Below are 18,863 nucleotides of genomic sequence, written 5' to 3'. Positions count from 1 at the left end.
TAACGCAAAATTGACACGGGCAAGCACCCCCGGCAGCGCCGCGGGATCCATCCTTACCGACCTGGCATGTTTCGCAGCGCACTTCTTACGGATTCCGCGGGCGTCGTCATACAAGCATAAAAATTGATTGGGAATGGATAACGAAACACCCTGTTGCAATCTGATTCACTTATCCATTTCATTCCCGTTTTTTCATCAATTTCTTTTCCCTAGAATCGATTGCACTTCCGTTGCGACGCGAAGCGACCGCGCGTGTTCGTTTTTTCCCGTGGTTCCGAATCCGCGCCCGGTGCTTCGCCCGGCCTACCCGCTTCACACCATGGACGGTTCATGACTGCTAGTGCACTGCCCTTAGCGCCTTCCCATTCACGCCGCATCGTGCAGCTCGACGGCTTGCGCGCCATCGCCGTACTCGCGGTATTCGCGCAGCACGCGTTGAAAGCGCCGCTGTGGATGGGCGTCGATCTGTTTTTCGTGCTGAGCGGTTTTCTGATCACCGGCATCCTGCTCGAGCGCAAGGCGCGTCAGCAGTCGTACTTCGGCTATTTCTACGCGCGCCGGGCACGCCGCATCCTGCCGCCATATCTGTTGCTGATGGCGGTGTCATCGGTTCTGTTCGGTTTTGGCTGGGCGCAGCACTGGCAGTGGTATGCATTCTTCGCGACCAATATCGGCGACGCGCTCAATCAGAGCGGTCATGACAGCCTGAATGTGCTGTGGTCGCTGGCGGTCGAAGAGCAGTTTTATATTGTCTGGCCGTTCGTCATTCTGCTGTTGCCGGAGCGCGTGCTCGGCTATGTGGCCGCTGCGCTGATCCTGCTGGTGCCGGTGTTGCGCGCGATCGCCACGCCCTGGTTCGATTCGTTCTGGCCCATCTACTATCTGACGCCGTTCCGCATGGACCTGCTCGCAGCCGGCGCGCTGCTCGCGGTTGCCGTGCGCCGCGACCGCAACGCGCTGGAGCCGTTCAAGGGTCTCGCCGTGCTCGGCCTGTTCGCCGCGCTCGCCGTGCTCGCATGGCTGCATCTGCACTACCCGCGTTTTCGCGCGGCGAATACACCGCTGTCGAATGCCGGGCTCTACAGCGTTTCGTTGGTGCTTTGCACTTCAGTCGTGGTCATCGCCCTGCAAAGCAAGGGCATCGTCAAACGGCTGTTGTGCAATCCCGTGCTGGTCTATATCGGCACCATCAGCTACACGATCTACCTGATTCACCTGAGCGTGCTGTACACGCTGTGGCCACTGCATCTGAACCGTTATCTGACTGCGGCGCTGGCGCTCGCGATCACGCTCGCCTACGCGAGCATCACGTGGTTCGGCTTCGAGCGGCGTCTGATTTTCGGCTCGGCGGGCAAGGCTCACGCACCGGCCGGTGTGACGAGGGCCGCGTCGCAAGCGCCGCAAAGCCGCGCATGAGGCGCCGCGCATGGCTCGCCGCGGGCATGCTGGCCACTGCGTCGGCGCTGGCGGCGTTCGCGTTGAACGCGTCTGCCGGCAGTACTCGCGCGACGCAGGTGCTGATCGAAGCCTATGGCGATTCGACCACGCTCGGCATTTCATGCAGCGAGGGGCGCTGCGCCCCGCAGGCACAGAACGCCGTCGCCTGGCTGCAAAACGCATTAGAGGCTGCGCACGGCGAACGGGTGCAGGTCATGAACGAAGGCATAGGCGGCACGATGGCGACCCAGTTGCGCGACGGCACCGGCCCGCGCCGCCGCGGTGACGCAAGTGCCGGCCTGTCCTGGCAGAAGCGGCTCGCGGCGTCGCCTGCGCGGATCGTGTTGATCAACTACGGCATCAACGAAGTGATGCAGAACCAGACACCCGAACAGTTCTACGAGGCCGAAACGACGCTGGTGAAAACCGCCCGCGCGCTTGGCAAGGAGCCGGTTCTGCAAACCTCGAATCCGCTGCCCGACACCCGGCTGAACACGCGGCTCGCCGCGATGGTCGCGATGACACGGCGCGTTGCCGCCGAACAGCGGGTGCCGTTGGTCGATCAGTTCGCGTATGTCAGCAATCTGGCGGACTGGAAAAGCCTGATGTCCGACGGCGCGCACCCGAAGCCGGAGTTGTACAGGCTCAAGGCCGAACAGGATTTTCGTGTCGTCGATCCGTTAGTGCGACGGCTGCTGGACGGCACGTCGTGAAGCACTTTTTCTCTTTTACCCATCTCGAAGGCAAGCTATGAGCCAACCACGCAAAGCGATCATCACCGGCGTATCCGGACAGGACGGCGCCTATCTGACCAAGCTGCTGCTCGACAAGGGCTACCACGTGACGGGTACGTACCGCCGCACCAGCTCGGTCAATTTCTGGCGCATTCGCGAGCTCGGTGTGCTCGATCATCCGAATCTGCGCCTCGTCGAACACGACCTCACCGACCTGGGCTCGACCCTGCGTCTGCTCGAAGGCGCGCAGGCCGACGAGCTGTATAACCTCGCCGCGCAAAGCTTCGTGGGCGTCTCCTTTGACCAGCCCGTGACGACCGCGGAAGTGACCGGCATCGGCGCGCTGAATCTGCTTGAGGGCATCCGCATTCTGAATCCGAAGACCCGTTTCTACCAGGCGTCGACCTCGGAAATGTTCGGCCTCGTGCAAGCGGTGCCGCAGCGTGAAGACACGCCCTTCTATCCGCGCAGCCCGTATGGCGTGGCCAAGCTGTTCGCGCACTGGTCAACCATCAACTATCGCGAGTCGTATGGCCTGTTCGCGAGCAGCGGGATTCTCTTCAATCACGAATCGCCGCTGCGTGGCCGCGAGTTCGTCACCCGCAAGATCACCGACACCGTCGCGAAGATCAAGCTCGGCAAGCAGGACGTGCTGGAGCTCGGCAACCTGGGTGCGAAGCGCGACTGGGGTTTCGCGCTCGAGTACGTGGAAGGCATGTGGCGCATGCTGCAAGCCGATGAACCCGACACCTTCGTGCTCGCCACCGGCCGCACCGAAACAGTCCGCGACTTCGTGCGCATGGCATTCGCCGCGGCGGGCTACCAGCTCGAATGGTCGGGCAAGGAAGAACGCGAAACCGGCATCGACGTCGCCACCGGCAAGACCCTGGTGCGCGTGAATCCGAAGTTCTACCGGCCGGCGGAAGTGGACCTGCTGATCGGCTGTGCGGACAAGGCACACGAAAAGCTCGGCTGGAAGCCGGAAACCACGCTCGAACAGCTGTGCCACATGATGGTTCACGCGGACCTTGGGCGCAATGAGCATCACGAGACGTTCTGAGCCGAGGGCGGTGGCCGCGCGAGCGGCCGTTGCCTACTTTGGCATCAAGGTGTCATCGGCGGCATAAAAACAAACGGCATGGAAACAAACAAGGCCTGATCGTCATGATTCAGGCCTTGCTTGCATTTGACGGCTTAACGGTCCATCTGTTTGGCAGGCAGGGCCTCAGTGTTCAATGCACCCCACCCGCCGCAATCGCCTCGCCATACACCGACGCCACCCGCTTCGCGATCACCGCATTGTCGAAGTTCTCGCGTGCATAGCGGCGGCACGCATCAGCATCCGGCAACTTCAGCGAGCCGTTCAATGCACCCGCAAGGCCGTCGGCAATCGCCTTCGCTCCCGTCTGCGGCAGCACCAGATTCGGCGACAGGCCCGCCACCGCCTCCGGCAAGCCGCCCACCGGCGTCACCAGCACCGGCGTACCCGAGGCCAGCGATTCAACCGTGATCAACCCGAAACCTTCGAGCGCGACCGTCGGCACCACGCTGATATTCGCCGCGCGATACAGCGCCGCAAGATGCTGATCCGGCACGAAGCCCAGCAGCTTGACGTTGTCTTCGAGGCCCGCTTCGCTGATGCGTGCCTGCAGTTCGCCTTCCAGACGCCCCTTCCCCGCGATCAGCAACAGCACGTCGGGTTGGCTGCGCTTGAGCAGTTTCACCGCATCAATCAGATCTTCAAGCCCCATGCGGCGCACCAGACGCCGGACCGCCAGCACGATCGGCCGGTCCTGCGGCAATTGCAGCTTCAGGCGCGCCTCGGCGGGCGTGATCGGCAGATTGAACTGCTCGACGTCGACGCAGCCCGGCACCACGCGCACGCGCTCGGGTGAGATGCGATAGCGCGAGGTCAGAATCTTGCCGAAGGCCTCCGACAGGACGATCAGCCGCGACGAGCGCGCATACACCGATTGCTCCAGATAATGCTTGGCGCGCTGGCCGAGCGAATCGGCGCCTTCCACATGGCTTTCGTCGGCCCACGGTCCCTGAAAATGCGAGACCTGCGGAATGCCGCGCGTCACGTCGAGCCCCGGAAACGTGTACAGCGCGAAGTGCGACGAAATCACGTCCGGGCGCGCGGTGCTGATCTCGTGACGCAGCGCGCGGCGGGCCGCCATCAGTCGCAACGGCAGCGATTGCGCGGCCGGCCCGAAACCGTTGATCGCACCGCCGGTGTCTTCGGCGACTTTAGGCGAGCCTGCCACCACGCCGCGCACCGCGACGCCCGCGCCCGGCAATGCGCCGACCAGCGAGTAGTACATGCGGTCGAGGCCGCCCGCGCGCTCGGGAAACCAGTGCATCCCGATTTGCAGCGATTTGATTGAGCTCGTCGTCATGGTTGTGACCCCTGTGCGTTCTGAGAGTGGTAATGAGTTGCCTGGCGGGTTGTCTGGTGATTGGCCGCACGGATCGCTGACGGGCAGATAATCATTCCGCCGCCTTCTGCCCAGCCAGCGTGTTCAGCGTCAGCGCATCGGTTTTGGCGACCACGGCGGCTTCCGCTTCGCTGCGCCGGCGGTTCTTCTGCTGCCCCGCCAGTTGCCGGTACAGCGCGATGTACTGCTCGGCCATCCGCGCCCAGCCAAAGCCGGTCGCGAGTTCGTTGGCGGCGACGCCCATCGCGCGACGCGCGTCGTCGTTGTCGGCGAGGCGCGCGACCGCGCCGGCCAGCGCCTTGGGATCGTCCGGGTCGTCGAGCACGATGCCGCAATCCGGCGTGATGATTTCCGCGCCACCCGCCGTGCGCGCCGTGACCACCGGCAAACCGGCCGCCATCGCTTCGAGCAGCGACAGGCTCATCGCCTCATAGCGCGACGGAAACACGAACGCGTCCACCGAATGCATCAGCACCGGCATCTCCTTGACCAGCCCGAGAAAATGCACGCGATGCGCGATGCCAAGCGCCTTCGCCTGTTCCGGATACGGGCTGCCGGGCAGAAATCCGGCCACGGCGATCTGCACGTGCTCGGGCAGATGCTTCAACGCCGCCAGCACCGTGCCGAGATTCTTGCGCGGCGTGCGCAGGTCACCCACGAACAACAGCAGGAACGCGTCGGCGGGCAAGCCGAATTTCGCGCGGTCGCCCGTGGCGGCAGCGAAGCCAGCGGTGTCCACGCCGTTGTAAATCACGTCGACACGGTTATCCGGCGTCAGCCCGATCGCCCGAATCTCGTCGGCGACCTTTTGCGACACCGCCGTGATCACTTTCGAACGCCGATAAGCCCAGCGTTCGAGCAGCGCATTGCAGCGCGTATAGACCGACTGATACGCGGACCACACACCCTTGGTGAGGCCGAACGGGTAGTACTTGCTGCCGAACCAGCCGCTATGCACGAAGTGCGAGGTGTTGACGTCCGCGCGCATCCAGGTGATGAAGCCGTTCACGTGCAGCACGTCGTATTCGCGGCGATGCGCGCGCAGCCACATCGCGCTCCTGAACGCGAACACCTGCTGGCGCAACAGATTGGTGGGCCACCAGCGGCCGATTTTCACCGGCACCCAGCGGACATTCGGATGCGCGAGCAGATCGGGCGCGACGTGCGACGCGACCAGCGTCACCGCAATGTCCTCGTCGAGGGCCGCGCGCGCGATCTCGTGGTTGACGCGGCCCTGGCCGTCGTTATGGCGCACGACGTGCGTGACAATGGCGACTCTCAATCAGTGCCTCCGTGGAGAAATTGCGTGCGAAATGACTTACTTGCGCGGTTCATTTTTTCGTAATGCACCGCGGAAAGAATCGAAAAAACACTCATGAAAAGCAGCAGGCCGCCGGTGCCGACCAGCGAATTGGTGAACACCAGCATCGCGAAGGTCGCGAGACTGAGGCTCAGGCAGGCTGAAACGAATTTGTCGTCAGGCAGCCTGAACGACGCGAGCACCGCGCGCACCAGCAGCCAGACAATGCCGGACATGTACAGCAGCGTGCCGGGCCAGCCGAGCACGAACGGGATGTTCATCACGCCGCTGTCGAAGTTGCCGTACTGGCCGAGTTGGCCGCCGTCGTTCGAGAGCTTGGTGGAGGTGCCGGTCGCGCCCATCCCTTCGCCGGAGACGTCGGTGAAGGCGGTCTTCGCGAAGCTCGCGTAGAACTCGTTGCGCGCGGCGTAGCTCTGGTCGTCGTTCAGGTTGACGATGGTGCTCAGCCGCGCCTGCATCCGCTCGGCCACTGGCCCGACTGCCAGCAGCGGCACGCACAGGCCCGCCAGCAGCACCGCGCTGGCGACAATGCGCACCCGCACCTTGTTGTTCGACTTGACCAACTGGATCAGCAGGGCGATCACCCAGCCGCCCCATGTGGAGCGCACGAGGCTCAGCGCGAACGAGAAGAAACCCAGCGCCGCGGCTATCCAGCGCACGCGATGCGTCGCCGCCATCACGAAGACCATCGCGCCCATCATCGCGAAGGCGAACGGTCCCGACGAATTCATCGTGCTGAACACGCGCACGCCCATCGGCACCGGATCGCCTTGCGAGTTCATCTGGGAGCCGAGCATCCACAGCGCGTCCCACTGCGGCATGATGAAGAACTGGATCAGGCCGTAGCCGCCCATCACCAGCATGCCCCAGATAAACGTGTTGACGATCGTGTCGCGATACTGCGGGTACTCGCGCGTGTGCGCCATGATGTGAAAGCCGATCAGGATCGGATAGAGCCAGTTCGCGAGGTCATAGGTCGCGGCGAGCGGGCCGCTCGACATCACGCCGACCATGAACGCGTAGGCGAGACCGAGCAGAATCAGCAGCACCGGCAAGCCGCGCCGCTGGGCGAGCAGCCGGTAGTAGCGCAACAGCGAGAGCGCGCTGATCATCGTGACCGCAAGCGGCGCGACCTGAATCAGACTGGTGGGCGTGAACGCCCCTTTGGACCAGTCGGCCAGACGCCGCACTTCCGGGCTCAGGAACCACAGCCACCACATGAAACCGATGTAGCGCGCCGGACTCTTGAAGTAGAGCCACAGGCCCGTCAGGATCGCGAGCACCGGAAATGCGAGCGTGAGCACCGTGCCCTGATGCGCGACGATCAGCACCGCCGTGATCAGCCACAACAGGGTCGGCGGCAGCCATTCCTGCGGGCCGCCGGTGAACATCCCCCCGGCACCCTTCGCCCGGTGGGCACCGGCTCGCGTGATGGTCGACATCGTTCAGAGACCTCCGCGTGATTCACGCGCCGGCCGCTTGGCCTCGGAGACCCCCGCTGCACCGGCCGCACCGGCCGCTGCCCGGACGCGCGACGCCGCCCGCGCCCGCATCATGTCCTGCGTGATGCGCACGTGCTGCATGGCGTAGTGTTCCGTGGTCAGATCGCGCGAGCGCAAACCGGCCGCGGCCGCCTGCGCCTGGTGCAAGCCCTCCAGCGGCGACCCGGCGAGCCGGTCCACCGCCTCGCGCAAGGCCTCTGGGCTGAACGGCGGCACGTAAGACGCTTCGCCCGCCGGAAAATAATCCTGCAGCGCGCCGACATCGGTCGCCACCATCGGCTTGCCGACCGCCGCTGCTTCGAGCATCACGGTGATGCCCGACGCGTGCGAATTCGGCCGCAACGGCACGACGATCAGGTCGGCCCAATCATAAAGTTCGCGCTGTTTTTTGATGCCCGAAAACAGTGCGATTTCGACATTCGCCGCGCGCAGCGACGCGGGAATCCGGCGGCGTGTCGCGAGCTTCACGGTGTAGCGCGCGTCGTTGCCGAACGCCTTGATGAGCGTCTCCCAGTCACGGTCGCGGTCGTTGCCGATCGCGGCGATGCGGATCGGCGTGTGCGGCGTCCATGCGGTCGGCGTTGCCACGGGAAAGTCGCGCGTGTTCAGACCGTAGTAGAGAGGCTTCGCGTCGCGATTGAAGTAACGCTGGCACAGTTCGGCGTTTTCGCTGGCGAGCGTGGTCAGCTGATCGGCGCGGCTCATCAGCTTGCGATACAGCCAGCTGCGCAGAATCCCATACGAAGGCCATTTATCGAGCAGCCACACGCTTTGCGCGAGCAACAGGGGTGACGCATCGGCGCCCGCCTTGCGGCCGCTCAGCAGCAGCATCAGGGCGGCCGAGAGCCATTCCTGCTCGGTATGTGTCCAGATCACGTCCGAGCGCAGCATCTCGGCGCGGTTGCGCCACGTGTGGATGAAGTCGAAACCGAACGCCGCCTTCAGTGCGCGGCGCAGCAGTCGAACCGGCTTGCTTTCGCGCGCGTCCTGCGAATAGGTCAGCCTGAACGCGTCCGAGTCGGCGTGGTGATAGCCATACAGACAACCGATGTTGTCGCCCGGTCGGTAAAAGCGCGGGTCGGCGCCGTAAAACAGATGAACGTGAACTTTCGTACTCATGCAGACACTCCGCTCTGCCGGTGGAAAGGAGCAGCGGCGCGCGCAGGCTGCGGCGCGCACCGGTGCAGGAACGTGCTGGGCGTTGGACTCACGCGGGCCGGGAGAGCGCGCGCCGCGCTTCATGCGCGCCGCCGCGCACCGCACGCCAGCGCGTGAGCTTCAGACGCGCCTGCTTCGAGAGCAGTGCGAGTGCGGCGTGCGTGAGCCCCGGATAAGCCCGCGTGCCGACCAGCGTCCACCACCACCAGGCGGTTTCACGGCGCAATGGCGGCAACTGGTCGCGCAGGATCAGATGGAAGTTGAAGGCGGCGTTGCGCAATGCCGCCATGGTTTGCGCGTCGCGCCGGTCGTCGTCGAAACGCTCGGCGGGGAAATGATCGACCGCCACGCGCGGGTCGTACATCAGCTTCCACCCGGCATTCTTCACGCTCAGGCTGAAGGCCATGTCGTTGTGGACCTGCGCGCCCGCGCCGCGCAGGCGCTGATCGAAGCGGATCGTGCGCACCGCGTCGCGCCGGTAGCTCATGTTGGCGCCCTTCAGGATGTCCACTTCACGCGCACCACCCACGCCAAGATGATGATTGCCGATGATCTTGCCGTGCGCGGTCACCTTGCCGACCAGCGCCCGCTCGCCGTCCAGGACACGGCCTTTCTCATGCACCCAGTCGCGCCCGCCCAGCGCACCGAGGCGCGCATCGCCCTCGAACGCGGCCGCGATGCGCTCGACCCAGTCGACGTGCGGCGCGGCGTCGTCGTCGGTGATTGCGATCACCTCGCCGCTGGCCGCGTCGAGTCCGCGATTCAGGGCCGCGACCTGGCCGGGCACCTCGACGAGCGCCACCGAGAGCCGCAGCGAGCCCGGCACCGCCGGATCGCGCAGGCAGGCGTGGGTCGCTTCGTCGTCGGCACGCGCGACCACCACCACTTCGTCCGGCGCGCGCGACTGCCGTTGCAGCGCCGCGAGGCAGCGCGCCAAGTCGGCCGGGCGGCGGTAAGTCGGCACCAGTACCGTCACTTTCATCGTGATGTCCTTTTTATCGTTGCGCGGGAATCGGTTCATGTCGCACGGCGCCTCAGGTGCTCAGATATTCCTGGGCCGCTGCGTAGCTGCGGTCGTAGCCGCCGCGCGCGCGCGCCGGCATGCCGTTGAAGATCCCGCCCTGCACGTGCACGCCCGCCGCCCGCAGACGCTTCAGGGCGTCGGCGATCTCGCCTTCGCTGTGCACGCCCGAGCGCATCACGAAGAAGGTCGAGCCGGCATAGGCGCCGATGATCGACGCGTCGGTCACGGCCAGCACCGGCGGCGTATCGATCAGGATCACGTCGTAGCGTTTGGCGAGCCCCTCGAGGTATTGCGGCAGACGCGGCGACATCAGCAGTTCGGACGGATTGGGCGGGCGGCGGCCGCACGAAATGAAGCTCAGGCCGTCGACGGCCGACGCACGGATCGCCTCTTCCAGCGAGATCTGACCGCTCAGCAGTTCCGACAGGCCATTGTCCTGGGCGCCGCCCAGATAGCGCTCGAGCACGCCGCGGCGCATGTCGCCGTCGATCATCAGCACGCGCTTGCCCGAATGCGCGAGCAGCACGGCCAGATTGACCGTCAGGAAGCTTTTGCCGACCCCGGCCATCGGGCCGGTCAGCATGACGATGCGGTTCCTCGCGTCCATCATCGTGAACTGCATCGAGGTACGCAGGCTGCGCAGGCTCTCGATCGTCACGTCCTTGGGCCGCGCAGTGGCCAGCACCGAGCGCAGGCGTTCGCCGCCGCGCTGGAAGCTGCTTTCGAGCAAGGCCTGTTCGGCGCTCAACGGCACGAGGCCGAACACCGGCAGGTGGAACGCGCGCTCGATATGATCGGGATCGTCGATCCCCTTGAACATATTGCGGCGCAGGAACACAAAACCGGTGCCGGCGATCAGCCCGAGAATCACGGCCGCCGACAGGATCAGCGCCTTCTTCGGCTTGACCGGCGCACCCGGGCGCAGCGCGGCGTCGACGATATGCACATTGCCGCCGGTGCCGGCCTTCTGCACTGACAGTTCTTGCACGCGGTTGAGCAGCAGCACGTAGATGTCTTCCGCCACCTTGGCGTCGCGCTGCAACTGCACGGCCTTAACTTCGGTGGCCGGCAGATCGCGGAAGCGGTCCGCGTATTTGGCGCGTTGCGCCTCCAGCTCGGCCATCTGCTGACGCGCGGCGACCAGCATCGGGTGGTCGTCGCCATAACGCTCGGTCAACTGCGCCATCTGCAGACGCAAGCCGGCAATCTGCTGCTCGTACTGCACGCTGCCTTCGAGGTACACCTTGGCCTCGTCGCTCGCATTGATCGAGCCGGACTGGCGCTGATAGGCGGTCAACGCGGCTTCCGCGCGTTCGAGATCGGCCTTCAGGCGCGGCTCTTCGCTCTTCAGGAAGTCGAGCATCCTGCTCGCGTCGGCCTGCTTGTTCGACACGTGCTGACGAACATACGACTGCGCCAGCGCATTGGCGACTTCTGCGGCATGCTCGGGGCTCTTGTCTTCCAGCGAGATCTGGATCACGCCGGTCTGCTTGCCCTGCTCCTGCACCGTGATCGCCGACTGAAACGCGCTGATCGCGTCGAGGTCGTTGGAACGGGTCACGGTGAACTGCTCGCCCGGGCGGGCCACCAGTTTGTTGACCAGGATCGTCACGCCGCCGCCCTGCTCCTGCTGGCCCACGAGGCCGCGCAGCAGCAATGCGCCGTTCTCCGCATACAGTTCGTAGTGCTGGTCGTCCAGCACCTTCATGGTCAGCTTCTGGCCTTCCAGCGCCGGCACCACGTCGATCGAATCGACATCGGCGATTTCACCGCCCCATGCATAGGACGACAAGCCGAGCCACGCACGCGCCGGCTGACCCGGCGTGGCCATGCGCGCGGCAATGCTGCCCAGCAGCGGAATCGTCTTCGGCACGACGCTGAAGTTCAGCTTGAGCTGCTGCACGACCGGTGCGACCACGCCGCGGCTCTTGATGATTTCGATTTCGGCGTCGGTCGGCAGCGAAGTCGAACCGGTGGTGATCGCCGCGCCGGTTTGCGTCTGCGTGAGCGCCTGCGAGGTGTTGTCGGACTGCTCGACCCGCACGTGCGCATCGGCCGAATAGATCGGTTTGGCGAGGAAACAGTACGCGGCGGCGATCGCGACGATCACCGCCGCGATGGCGATCAGCCACCAGATGTCGTCGAGGATCACCTGCACCAGTTGGCCGAGGACGACGTCCTCTTCTTCGGTCCTGGCCGGTGCGGCCATGTGTGGAGAGATTTGAGTGCTCACAATTCGATCCCGTAACGGTTGCGTCAGGCTTGGCTTCGGCGTTTTTGCTTCGGTCCCGCGCCCTGTGAGAGCGGCGCGGGCCTGTCGACGGCTCAGATGTTCAGCGCGTCAGCTGCTTCAGGTAGAACAGCGTCTGCACGCTCGGCAGGACCTGCTGCAGCACACGGTTGAACGTGGTCGAAGCAGCGGTGCCGACATACACGACGTCCATCGGTTGCAACTGGAACTGGGACGACAGCATGATCGCGTCCGGCTGGGTCATGTCGAGGCGATACACGTCCGGCGTGGTGGGATGCTCGCGCATGCCGCGCATCACGTAGATCTGGCGCGGGTTGGCGTCGGTGTCGAGAATGCCGCCCGCCTGCGTGAGCGCATCGGCAATCGTCAGACGGCCCTTGAGCATCGGCATCTGGATCGGCGTCTTGACCTCGCCCATGATGAACACGCGGCTGTCGCTGCGGTCCGGCACGTTGATCACGTCGCCGTTCTGCAGCATCACGTTCTGCGTGGTGTCGCCCTGATCGAGCATGCGGTTGGCGTCGAGCACATACAGCTTGTTGTTGCGCGTGAGGCGCACACGCTGGATGTCGGCGTCGGCATTCGTGCCGCCCGAGCGCGTGATCGCGTCGACCAGCGTGAGCGGCACGTCGCTGACGGCGAGCGGGCCTGGCGTCTTCACGTCGCCGGTTACCTGCACCTTCTGGCCGCGATAGGACAGCACGCGCACGTCGACCTGCGGATTGCGGATATAGCGCACGAGGCCCGAGGAAAGCTGTTCGCGCAATTCACCGACGGTCTTGCCCGCGGCCCTGATGCGGCCGACGAACGGGAAAAAGATCGTGCCGTCGGCCGCGATGGTCTGGCCGTACGGATCGGCCTGGCCCGGCAGCGCAGCCGTATACGGCTGCTGCAAGGCGCCGCCAATGCTCTGCGTGGTGTTGCCGCCCGCGGACAATGTGCTGCCCTGCGGCGTGGTCAACTCAGGGTGATCCCACACGGTGATGCCGAGAATGTCCTGCGGCGAGAGCCGGTACACGTACTGCGACGGATCGCTGCCGTGTGAGGCCGGCAGCGCCTGAAGTGTGGCGGCCTGGGCCTGGGCTTGCGCCTCAGCCTGGGTGGCCACCAGCGGGCCGTCGATCAGATGGACCGGATAGGTTTCGTTGGCAGTCTGACTTTGATGCTGGCCGTCGTCTTGCAGACGGGACGTGTCGAGATAATTTCCGGGCGCGGTGGCGCAGGCCGACAGAAAAGACGTCAGCAAAAGCGTGGCGGCAAATTTCGTTCTGAAATTCGCGAGTGAGTGTGCAGTGAGTTTTTTCATCAGCATATTTTTTCAAGCCATCCCATGACCAGATGTTCGATGAGCACGAGACTCTCGCGGTAGCCGGCTTCCTCGCCGCCGTGCGGATCGGCGACATCGGAATCGGCTTCCCACTTGCCGAGCGGATAGACCTTGCCGCGCGAAGCCGGATCGAGTGCTTCGACCGCGCTCACCTGGGCGCGCTCGGAGACCAGCACGAGATCGGCCGCGCGCACGAGGTGCCGGTCGAGGCGCCGCGAATAGTGAATCCCGGAGTCGACGCCCTGCTCGGCGAGCAGGCGCCGCATCACCGGGTCCATGCCGTGGCCGTTCGCGGCACGGATGCCCGCCGAATGAAACGCGATCGGCGCTGAAGACGGCCCCGCAGCGGTGCGCTGGCGTGCCTTGAACAGCATTTCGGCGGCAGGCGAACGGCATACGTTGGCGTGGCAGACGATCAGTACGTTGGCGAACATAGGTGGGCTCCCTAACGTGGCGTAGTAATGCGGCGATCCGGTGGCTTACAGGCTGGCCGCGGCGGCGGCCTGCCGCCCGAGCGGCTCGCCGGGTGCGCCATGCTCGCCGTGTGCGCCGACCCGTGCCGGCGCATTGCGCAGCGCGTGCTGACGGCCAATCGCGTGATACTCGATACCGAGTTCGAGCAGCGCGTCCGGCTCGTACAGATTGCGGCCGTCGAAAATCAGCGGCGACTTGAGGATCTGCTTGAGCGAGTCGAAATCGGGGCTCTTGAAGACCTTCCATTCGGTGAGGATCACCAGCGCGTCGGCGCCCTCGGCCGCTTCCATCTCTTCCTTCACGAAGCTCAGGCGCGCGTGGTGCTGCGGCACGTCCTGCAGATCGAGCGCGAATACGCGCTTCGATTCGTCGATTGCGACCGGGTCGTAGGCTTTCACCCGCGCGCCGCGCCGCAGCAGCTCGGCGATCAGCGGACGGCTCGGCGCTTCGCGCATGTCGTCGGTATTCGGCTTGAACGCGAGGCCCCACACGCCAAAGGTGCGGTCCGACAGGTCTTCGCCCAGACGCGCGACGATCTTGTGCGCGAGGATCTTCTTCTGCGTGTCGTTGACGGCTTCCACCGCCTCCAGAATGCGCAGGTTCGCCTGATGCTCCGCAGCGGTGCGGATGAGCGCCTGCACGTCCTTCGGGAAACACGAGCCGCCGTAGCCGCAACCGGCGTACAGGAAGTCGTAGCCGATGCGCGGATCGGAACCGATGCCGCGGCGCACCGCTTCGATATCCGCGCCGACTCTGTCGGCCAGATTCGCGAGTTCGTTCATGTACGAGATGCGCGTGGCGAGCATCGCATTGGCCGCGTACTTGGTGAACTCGGCCGAGCGCACGTCCATGTACAGCGTGCGTTCGCGATTGCGGTTAAACGGCGCGTAGAGGCGTTTCATCAGTTCGCGTGCTTTTTCGCCCGGCACGTCTTCGTCGCAACCGAGCACGATGCGGTCGGGGCGCGTGCAGTCTTCGACAGCCGCGCCTTCCTTCAGGAACTCCGGGTTCGACACCACCGAGAACATGTGCTGCGCGTTGCGCGCGGCCAGTTCCGCGGCGATCACTTCACGCACGCGCGAAGCCGTGCCGACCGGCACCGTCGATTTGTCGACGATGACCTTGAAGCCCGTCATATGACGGCCGATGTTGCGCGCGGCGGCCAGCACGTATTGCAGGTCGGCGGAACCGTCCTCGTCGGAGGGCGTGCCCACGGCGATGAACTGGATATCGCCGTGCGCGACGGCGGCTTCGATGTCAGTCGAGAATTTCAGGCGGCCGGCCTTGCGATTGCGCGCGATGATTTCCTGCAGACCCGGTTCATGGATCGGCACGCCGCCGTTGTTGAGCACGTCGATCTTGCGCTGATCGACGTCGAGACAGAACACGTCGTGGCCGATGTCAGCCAGACATGCGCCCGTCACGAGGCCTACGTAGCCACTACCGATGATCGTCAGGTTCATGTATTACACCTCGGAAAATGGAGTTGATTCAAAGCACCAGGCACGCGTTGCGTTGCTCTGCGCTGCATTGCGCGCCTGCTGTTCAGTAAGCGTTGCTGCCCACAAAGCCCTTCCACAGCGTCAGCACGACGATCTTGATGTCGAGCCAGAAGGTCCAGTGCTGCATGTAGTACAGATCGAGCTTGACGCGGCCCATCATCTTTTCGATGCGGTCGGTTTCGCCGCGATAGCCATTGATCTGCGCCCACCCGGTGATGCCAGGTTTGATCCGGTAACGGTGCATGTAGCCCTTCACCAGATCCTTGTAGATGTCGTCGTGTTCGAGCGCGTGCGGACGCGGGCCGACCACCGACATCTCGCCGCGCAGCACGTTGATGAACTGCGGCAATTCGTCGAGGCTGGTGCGCCGCAGGAACGCGCCGACCGCGGTGATACGTGGATCGCGCCGCGTGGCCTGGGTGATCCTGCCGTGCTCTTCCTTGTGCAGCTTCATCGAGCGGAACTTGTAGATCTCGAACTGGTGACCGTCGATGCCCTTTCTCTTCTGACGGAAGAACACGGGGCCTGGCGAGCTCGCTTTCACCAGCAGCGCGATCACCAGCATCACCGGCGCCAGCGCGGTCAACGCGCCGAGCGCGAACAGGCGGTCGAAGATCCGCTTGGGCAGCACGCGCAGATCGGTGATCGGCGAGGCGGCCAGATTGATCGCCGGCACGCCGAGCAGATCGACCATCGGCTGATTGAACAGCGTCAGGCTGCGCACATCCGGAATGAAGCGGATGTTCACGAAGTCGTTGCGCAGGTCCATCACAAAGCGATGAATCGCTTTCTCCTTCGAGATCGGCAACGCGAGCCACAGTTCACGGATCGCGCGTTGACGCACCAGTTGCAGCATCCGCGCGTAGTCACGCTCGACCGGCACGCCGTCGATCGCGTCGCTTGCGTCCGGGTCTTCATAGGGATTGATCGTGCCGTCTTCATCAAACACGACAACCGGGCTGAAGCCCGCTTCCGGCCGGCTGCGCATCTGCTCGATCAGGAAGCGCCCATACGGCGCGCCGCCGACGATCGCCACCGCACGCTGATTGAAACCCTCGCGGCGCAATCCCTTGAGGATCGAATAGACGATCACCTTGGTGACGATCAGCAGCGCGATCGTGGCGACCGCCCAGTACACCAGCCACAACCGCGACAGGCTGTCCGAGCGGTGCAGGCTGAAGCTGATCAGAACGCCGGTGACTTCCACCATCAGCCAGCCGCCCGCCACACGGCACAGCAGGTCATAGAGCGGCTTGCCGCGCCATGACTGATAGATGCCCAGCGCCGGGAAAAACACCACCACCAGCAGGCAGTCGAACGCGAGCGAGACGCTCTGCATGTCGTCCAGCCACACCAGTTTTCCGCTGTGCACGGCCGTCGCGATCGCCGCGCCGAGCGCGACCATGGCGATGTCGATGATTCTCGATAGAACGCTCAGCATGCGCTGCACCCCAGTTCGTCAGTCAAGTGCCATCCGTTAGTTGGTTGAAATTCCGTCATGCACATCAGTCCGCCCAGCGGCTGCACAACGCCGCTATTCGCGCTCGGCAACTGAATGCGCGACGCGAAACAAATTGGCCTGATGCTAATTGCCCTGGCGTCGTTCGCCCAAAAACAATTCTGAATGGACGAACTGGGAAATGCGTGTCGGAATGAGTGAATACCCGTGTTCATGTATAGATAAAGCGGTATTAAAATTCGCAGAGCAAGTCAGCAAAATATCTCAAATTGTATCAGTCAAAATTTCGCTATTTTTTTCGCATTTTGTTCGGCAATTGTTACCGAAATTGGCGTTCGAAGGGCGGTTTGATCGCCTTTTTTCAGGCCTTTCTCGCCCTTCATCCCTGTTTTCCTACGAAGCTTACGCCCTGCCCGTCACCTCTATTCTGCAGCGTGACGCCGCGTAAAAAAATGCGCGCCGGTTTTTTTCTGGTAATTTTTCTTTTTTATAAATCATCCGGACATTTTTTCTTCACGAATCGGCCAATTTTATTCCCCGTTTTATATGGATTCTATTTAACGCGCTTTTATTGATTGATTAGTTCGTGATAAAACTCGGGGCATTCACCCAGCCTCGAGGAGTCCACCATGACAGCTCCGGTTACGGCCACGCCGGCCGACACCCGGTCCACGCAAGCTATGCCCCTGAACGTCAAGCTCAAGGTTCATCCCGTGATTCTTGCGGGCGGCTCCGGCACACGGCTGTGGCCGATGTCGCGCGAGCAATATCCGAAACAGCTGATCGGTCTGCTGGGCGCAGATTCGCTGCTGCAATCGACCACGCGCCGGCTCGATGCGCTGGAAGCGGGCCATCCGCTTGCCGAGCAACTCGTGGTGGTAGCCAATGAAGAACATCGCTTCACGACCGCGGAGCAATTGCGCACGAGCGGCAAGCCGAGCCGGCTGATTCTCGAACCGGTTGGGCGCGACACGGCGCCGGCGCTGACAGTGGCCGCGCTTTCGATTGCCGCGGAGAACCAGGACGGCATCATGGTCGTGATGCCGGCCGACCATGCGGTAACCGACATTGACGGCTTTCAGGCAGCCGTCGCTGCGGGCGTGCAGCACGCCGCAGCGGGCCATATCGTGACGATGGGTATCGTGCCGACCCGCGCGGAAACGGGCTACGGTTATATCCGTATCGGCGCAGCGCTTGCCACGCTGCCTGGCATACCTGACGATATCGCCGGCGCGATCGGCGCGCATAAGCTCGACCGTTTTGTCGAGAAGCCGCATCTGGAGCTCGCGCAGCACTACATCGAATCGCAGGAGTACTGGTGGAATAGCGGCATCTTCATCATGCGCGCGTCGACCTGGTTGAAGGCGATTCGCCACTTTCAGCCGGCGATCGTCGATGCCTGTGAAGCGGCGTTCGCGGGCGGCAAGGCGGACGGCGACTTCTTCCGCCTGCAACGCGACGCGTTCAGCGCGTCACCGTCGAATTCCATCGACTACGCAGTGATGGAGCAACTGGGCAACGACCAGAGCGCCGCGTCCGGCGTGGTCGTACCGCTGCAGGCGGGTTGGTCGGATGTGGGTTCGTGGGACGCCATCTGGGACATCTCGGAGAAAGACGCCGATCAGAACGTGGGGCGCGGCCGGGTGATGTTCGAAGGCTCGTCGTCGACCTTCGCGCATTCGGAAGGACGACTGATTGCCTGCGTGGGCACGCAGGATCTGGTGGTGGTCGAAACGGCTGATGCGATTCTGGTCGCCGACAAGTCGCGCGTGCAGGACGTGAAGAAGATCGTTGGCCGGATTCGTAGCGACGGCGGCCTCGAAGCGGCCAACCATCGCAAGGTGCATCGCCCGTGGGGCGACTACGACTCGGTCGATAACGGCGAGCGCTTCCAGGTCAAACGCATCGTCGTGAAACCGGGTGCGCGGCTCTCGCTGCAAATGCATCATCACCGCGCGGAACATTGGATCGTCGTGCGCGGCACGGCACTCGTCACGCGCGGCGAAGAGCGCTTCATCGTCTCCGAGAACGAGTCGGCCTATATTCCGCTGGGGGTGACCCATCGCCTCGAAAACCCGGGCAAGATGCCGCTCGAAATGATCGAGGTGCAGTCCGGCTCGTATCTCGGCGAGGACGATATCGTGCGTTTCGACGACACGTATGGACGTCAATGAGGGACGCCGATGAAGGACGCCAGCGAGGCAACGCTGGTGACTCGTAACAGATGAAGCGGGAA

14 protein-coding genes are annotated in these 18,863 nt (G+C 63.8%); 4 read left to right on the top strand and 10 right to left on the bottom strand.

Features of this window, described 5'->3' with window-relative positions; genetic code table 11:
* The first annotated feature begins 330 nt into the window (after positions 1-330).
* Genes PQR27_RS09075 through gmd form a run of 3 tightly spaced genes read left to right on the top strand, consistent with a single transcriptional unit; the run spans position 331 to position 3,231 of the window.
* Complete coding sequence (locus PQR27_RS09075) at positions 331-1,416, top strand: acyltransferase family protein (protein ID WP_408523323.1); 1,086 nt, start codon at positions 331-333, stop codon at positions 1,414-1,416.
* The gene (locus PQR27_RS09070) at positions 1,413-2,150 is read left to right on the top strand and encodes an SGNH/GDSL hydrolase family protein (RefSeq protein ID WP_408523322.1); all 738 of its coding nucleotides are present in this window, start codon (positions 1,413-1,415) and stop codon (positions 2,148-2,150) included. The genes PQR27_RS09075 and PQR27_RS09070 overlap by 4 nt, the downstream gene beginning before the upstream one ends.
* Before the next feature lie 37 nt (positions 2,151-2,187).
* Positions 2,188-3,231, top strand: coding sequence for a GDP-mannose 4,6-dehydratase (gene gmd, locus PQR27_RS09065; RefSeq protein ID WP_408523321.1), 1,044 nt, complete (start codon positions 2,188-2,190; stop codon positions 3,229-3,231).
* A 172-nt stretch (positions 3,232-3,403) separates the two neighbouring features.
* Here gmd and PQR27_RS09060 read toward each other — a convergent pair whose 3' ends face one another.
* From PQR27_RS09060 to PQR27_RS09015, 10 genes are all read right to left on the bottom strand, one after another.
* Positions 3,404-4,570, bottom strand: coding sequence for a glycosyltransferase family 4 protein (locus PQR27_RS09060; RefSeq protein ID WP_408523320.1), 1,167 nt, complete (start codon positions 4,568-4,570; stop codon positions 3,404-3,406).
* 91 nt (positions 4,571-4,661) lie between these two features.
* Positions 4,662-5,891 (bottom strand): glycosyltransferase family 4 protein, encoded by a 1,230-nt coding sequence (locus PQR27_RS09055; RefSeq protein WP_408523319.1) that lies wholly within the window; start codon positions 5,889-5,891, stop codon positions 4,662-4,664.
* Positions 5,888-7,372: a glucose-6-phosphate isomerase gene (locus tag PQR27_RS09050; protein WP_408523318.1), complete on the bottom strand. Its 1,485-nt coding sequence runs from the start codon at positions 7,370-7,372 to the stop codon at positions 5,888-5,890. The genes PQR27_RS09055 and PQR27_RS09050 overlap by 4 nt, the downstream gene beginning before the upstream one ends.
* Positions 7,373-7,375: 3 nt before the next feature.
* Entirely contained in the window at positions 7,376-8,551 is a 1,176-nt protein-coding gene (locus PQR27_RS09045) for a glycosyltransferase family 4 protein (RefSeq protein WP_408523317.1), read from the bottom strand.
* An 88-nt stretch (positions 8,552-8,639) separates the two neighbouring features.
* Positions 8,640-9,572 carry a glycosyltransferase family 2 protein gene (locus PQR27_RS09040; RefSeq protein WP_408525446.1) on the bottom strand — a complete coding sequence of 311 codons (933 nt, stop codon included), beginning with the start codon at positions 9,570-9,572 and terminating at the stop codon, positions 8,640-8,642.
* Positions 9,573-9,624: 52 nt separating this feature from the next.
* Positions 9,625-11,850 carry a polysaccharide biosynthesis tyrosine autokinase gene (locus tag PQR27_RS09035; protein WP_408525445.1) on the bottom strand — a complete coding sequence of 742 codons (2,226 nt, stop codon included), beginning with the start codon at positions 11,848-11,850 and terminating at the stop codon, positions 9,625-9,627.
* A 97-nt stretch (positions 11,851-11,947) separates the two neighbouring features.
* Positions 11,948-13,177: a polysaccharide biosynthesis/export family protein gene (locus PQR27_RS09030; protein WP_408523316.1), complete on the bottom strand. Its 1,230-nt coding sequence runs from the start codon at positions 13,175-13,177 to the stop codon at positions 11,948-11,950.
* Positions 13,171-13,626 (bottom strand): arsenate reductase/protein-tyrosine-phosphatase family protein, encoded by a 456-nt coding sequence (locus tag PQR27_RS09025; protein WP_408523315.1) that lies wholly within the window; start codon positions 13,624-13,626, stop codon positions 13,171-13,173. Before PQR27_RS09025 ends, PQR27_RS09030 begins: the two co-directional genes overlap by 7 nt.
* Before the next feature lie 45 nt (positions 13,627-13,671).
* The gene (locus tag PQR27_RS09020; RefSeq protein WP_408523314.1) at positions 13,672-15,129 is read right to left on the bottom strand and encodes a UDP-glucose dehydrogenase family protein; all 1,458 of its coding nucleotides are present in this window, start codon (positions 15,127-15,129) and stop codon (positions 13,672-13,674) included.
* Positions 15,130-15,211: 82 nt separating this feature from the next.
* Positions 15,212-16,609 carry an undecaprenyl-phosphate glucose phosphotransferase gene (locus PQR27_RS09015; RefSeq protein WP_408523313.1) on the bottom strand — a complete coding sequence of 466 codons (1,398 nt, stop codon included), beginning with the start codon at positions 16,607-16,609 and terminating at the stop codon, positions 15,212-15,214.
* 647 nt (positions 16,610-17,256) lie between these two features.
* Between PQR27_RS09015 and PQR27_RS09010 the strand changes: the two genes are divergently transcribed.
* Positions 17,257-18,801, top strand: coding sequence for a mannose-1-phosphate guanylyltransferase/mannose-6-phosphate isomerase (locus PQR27_RS09010; protein ID WP_408523312.1), 1,545 nt, complete (start codon positions 17,257-17,259; stop codon positions 18,799-18,801).
* The last annotated feature ends 62 nt before the right edge of the window (positions 18,802-18,863 follow it).

The sequence above is a fragment of the Paraburkholderia fungorum genome, assembly GCF_046027215.1.
Classification (GTDB): domain Bacteria; phylum Pseudomonadota; class Gammaproteobacteria; order Burkholderiales; family Burkholderiaceae; genus Paraburkholderia; species Paraburkholderia fungorum_D.
Note: the sequence above shows the minus strand (reverse complement) of the source record. Positions and strands in the feature narration are given on the sequence as shown.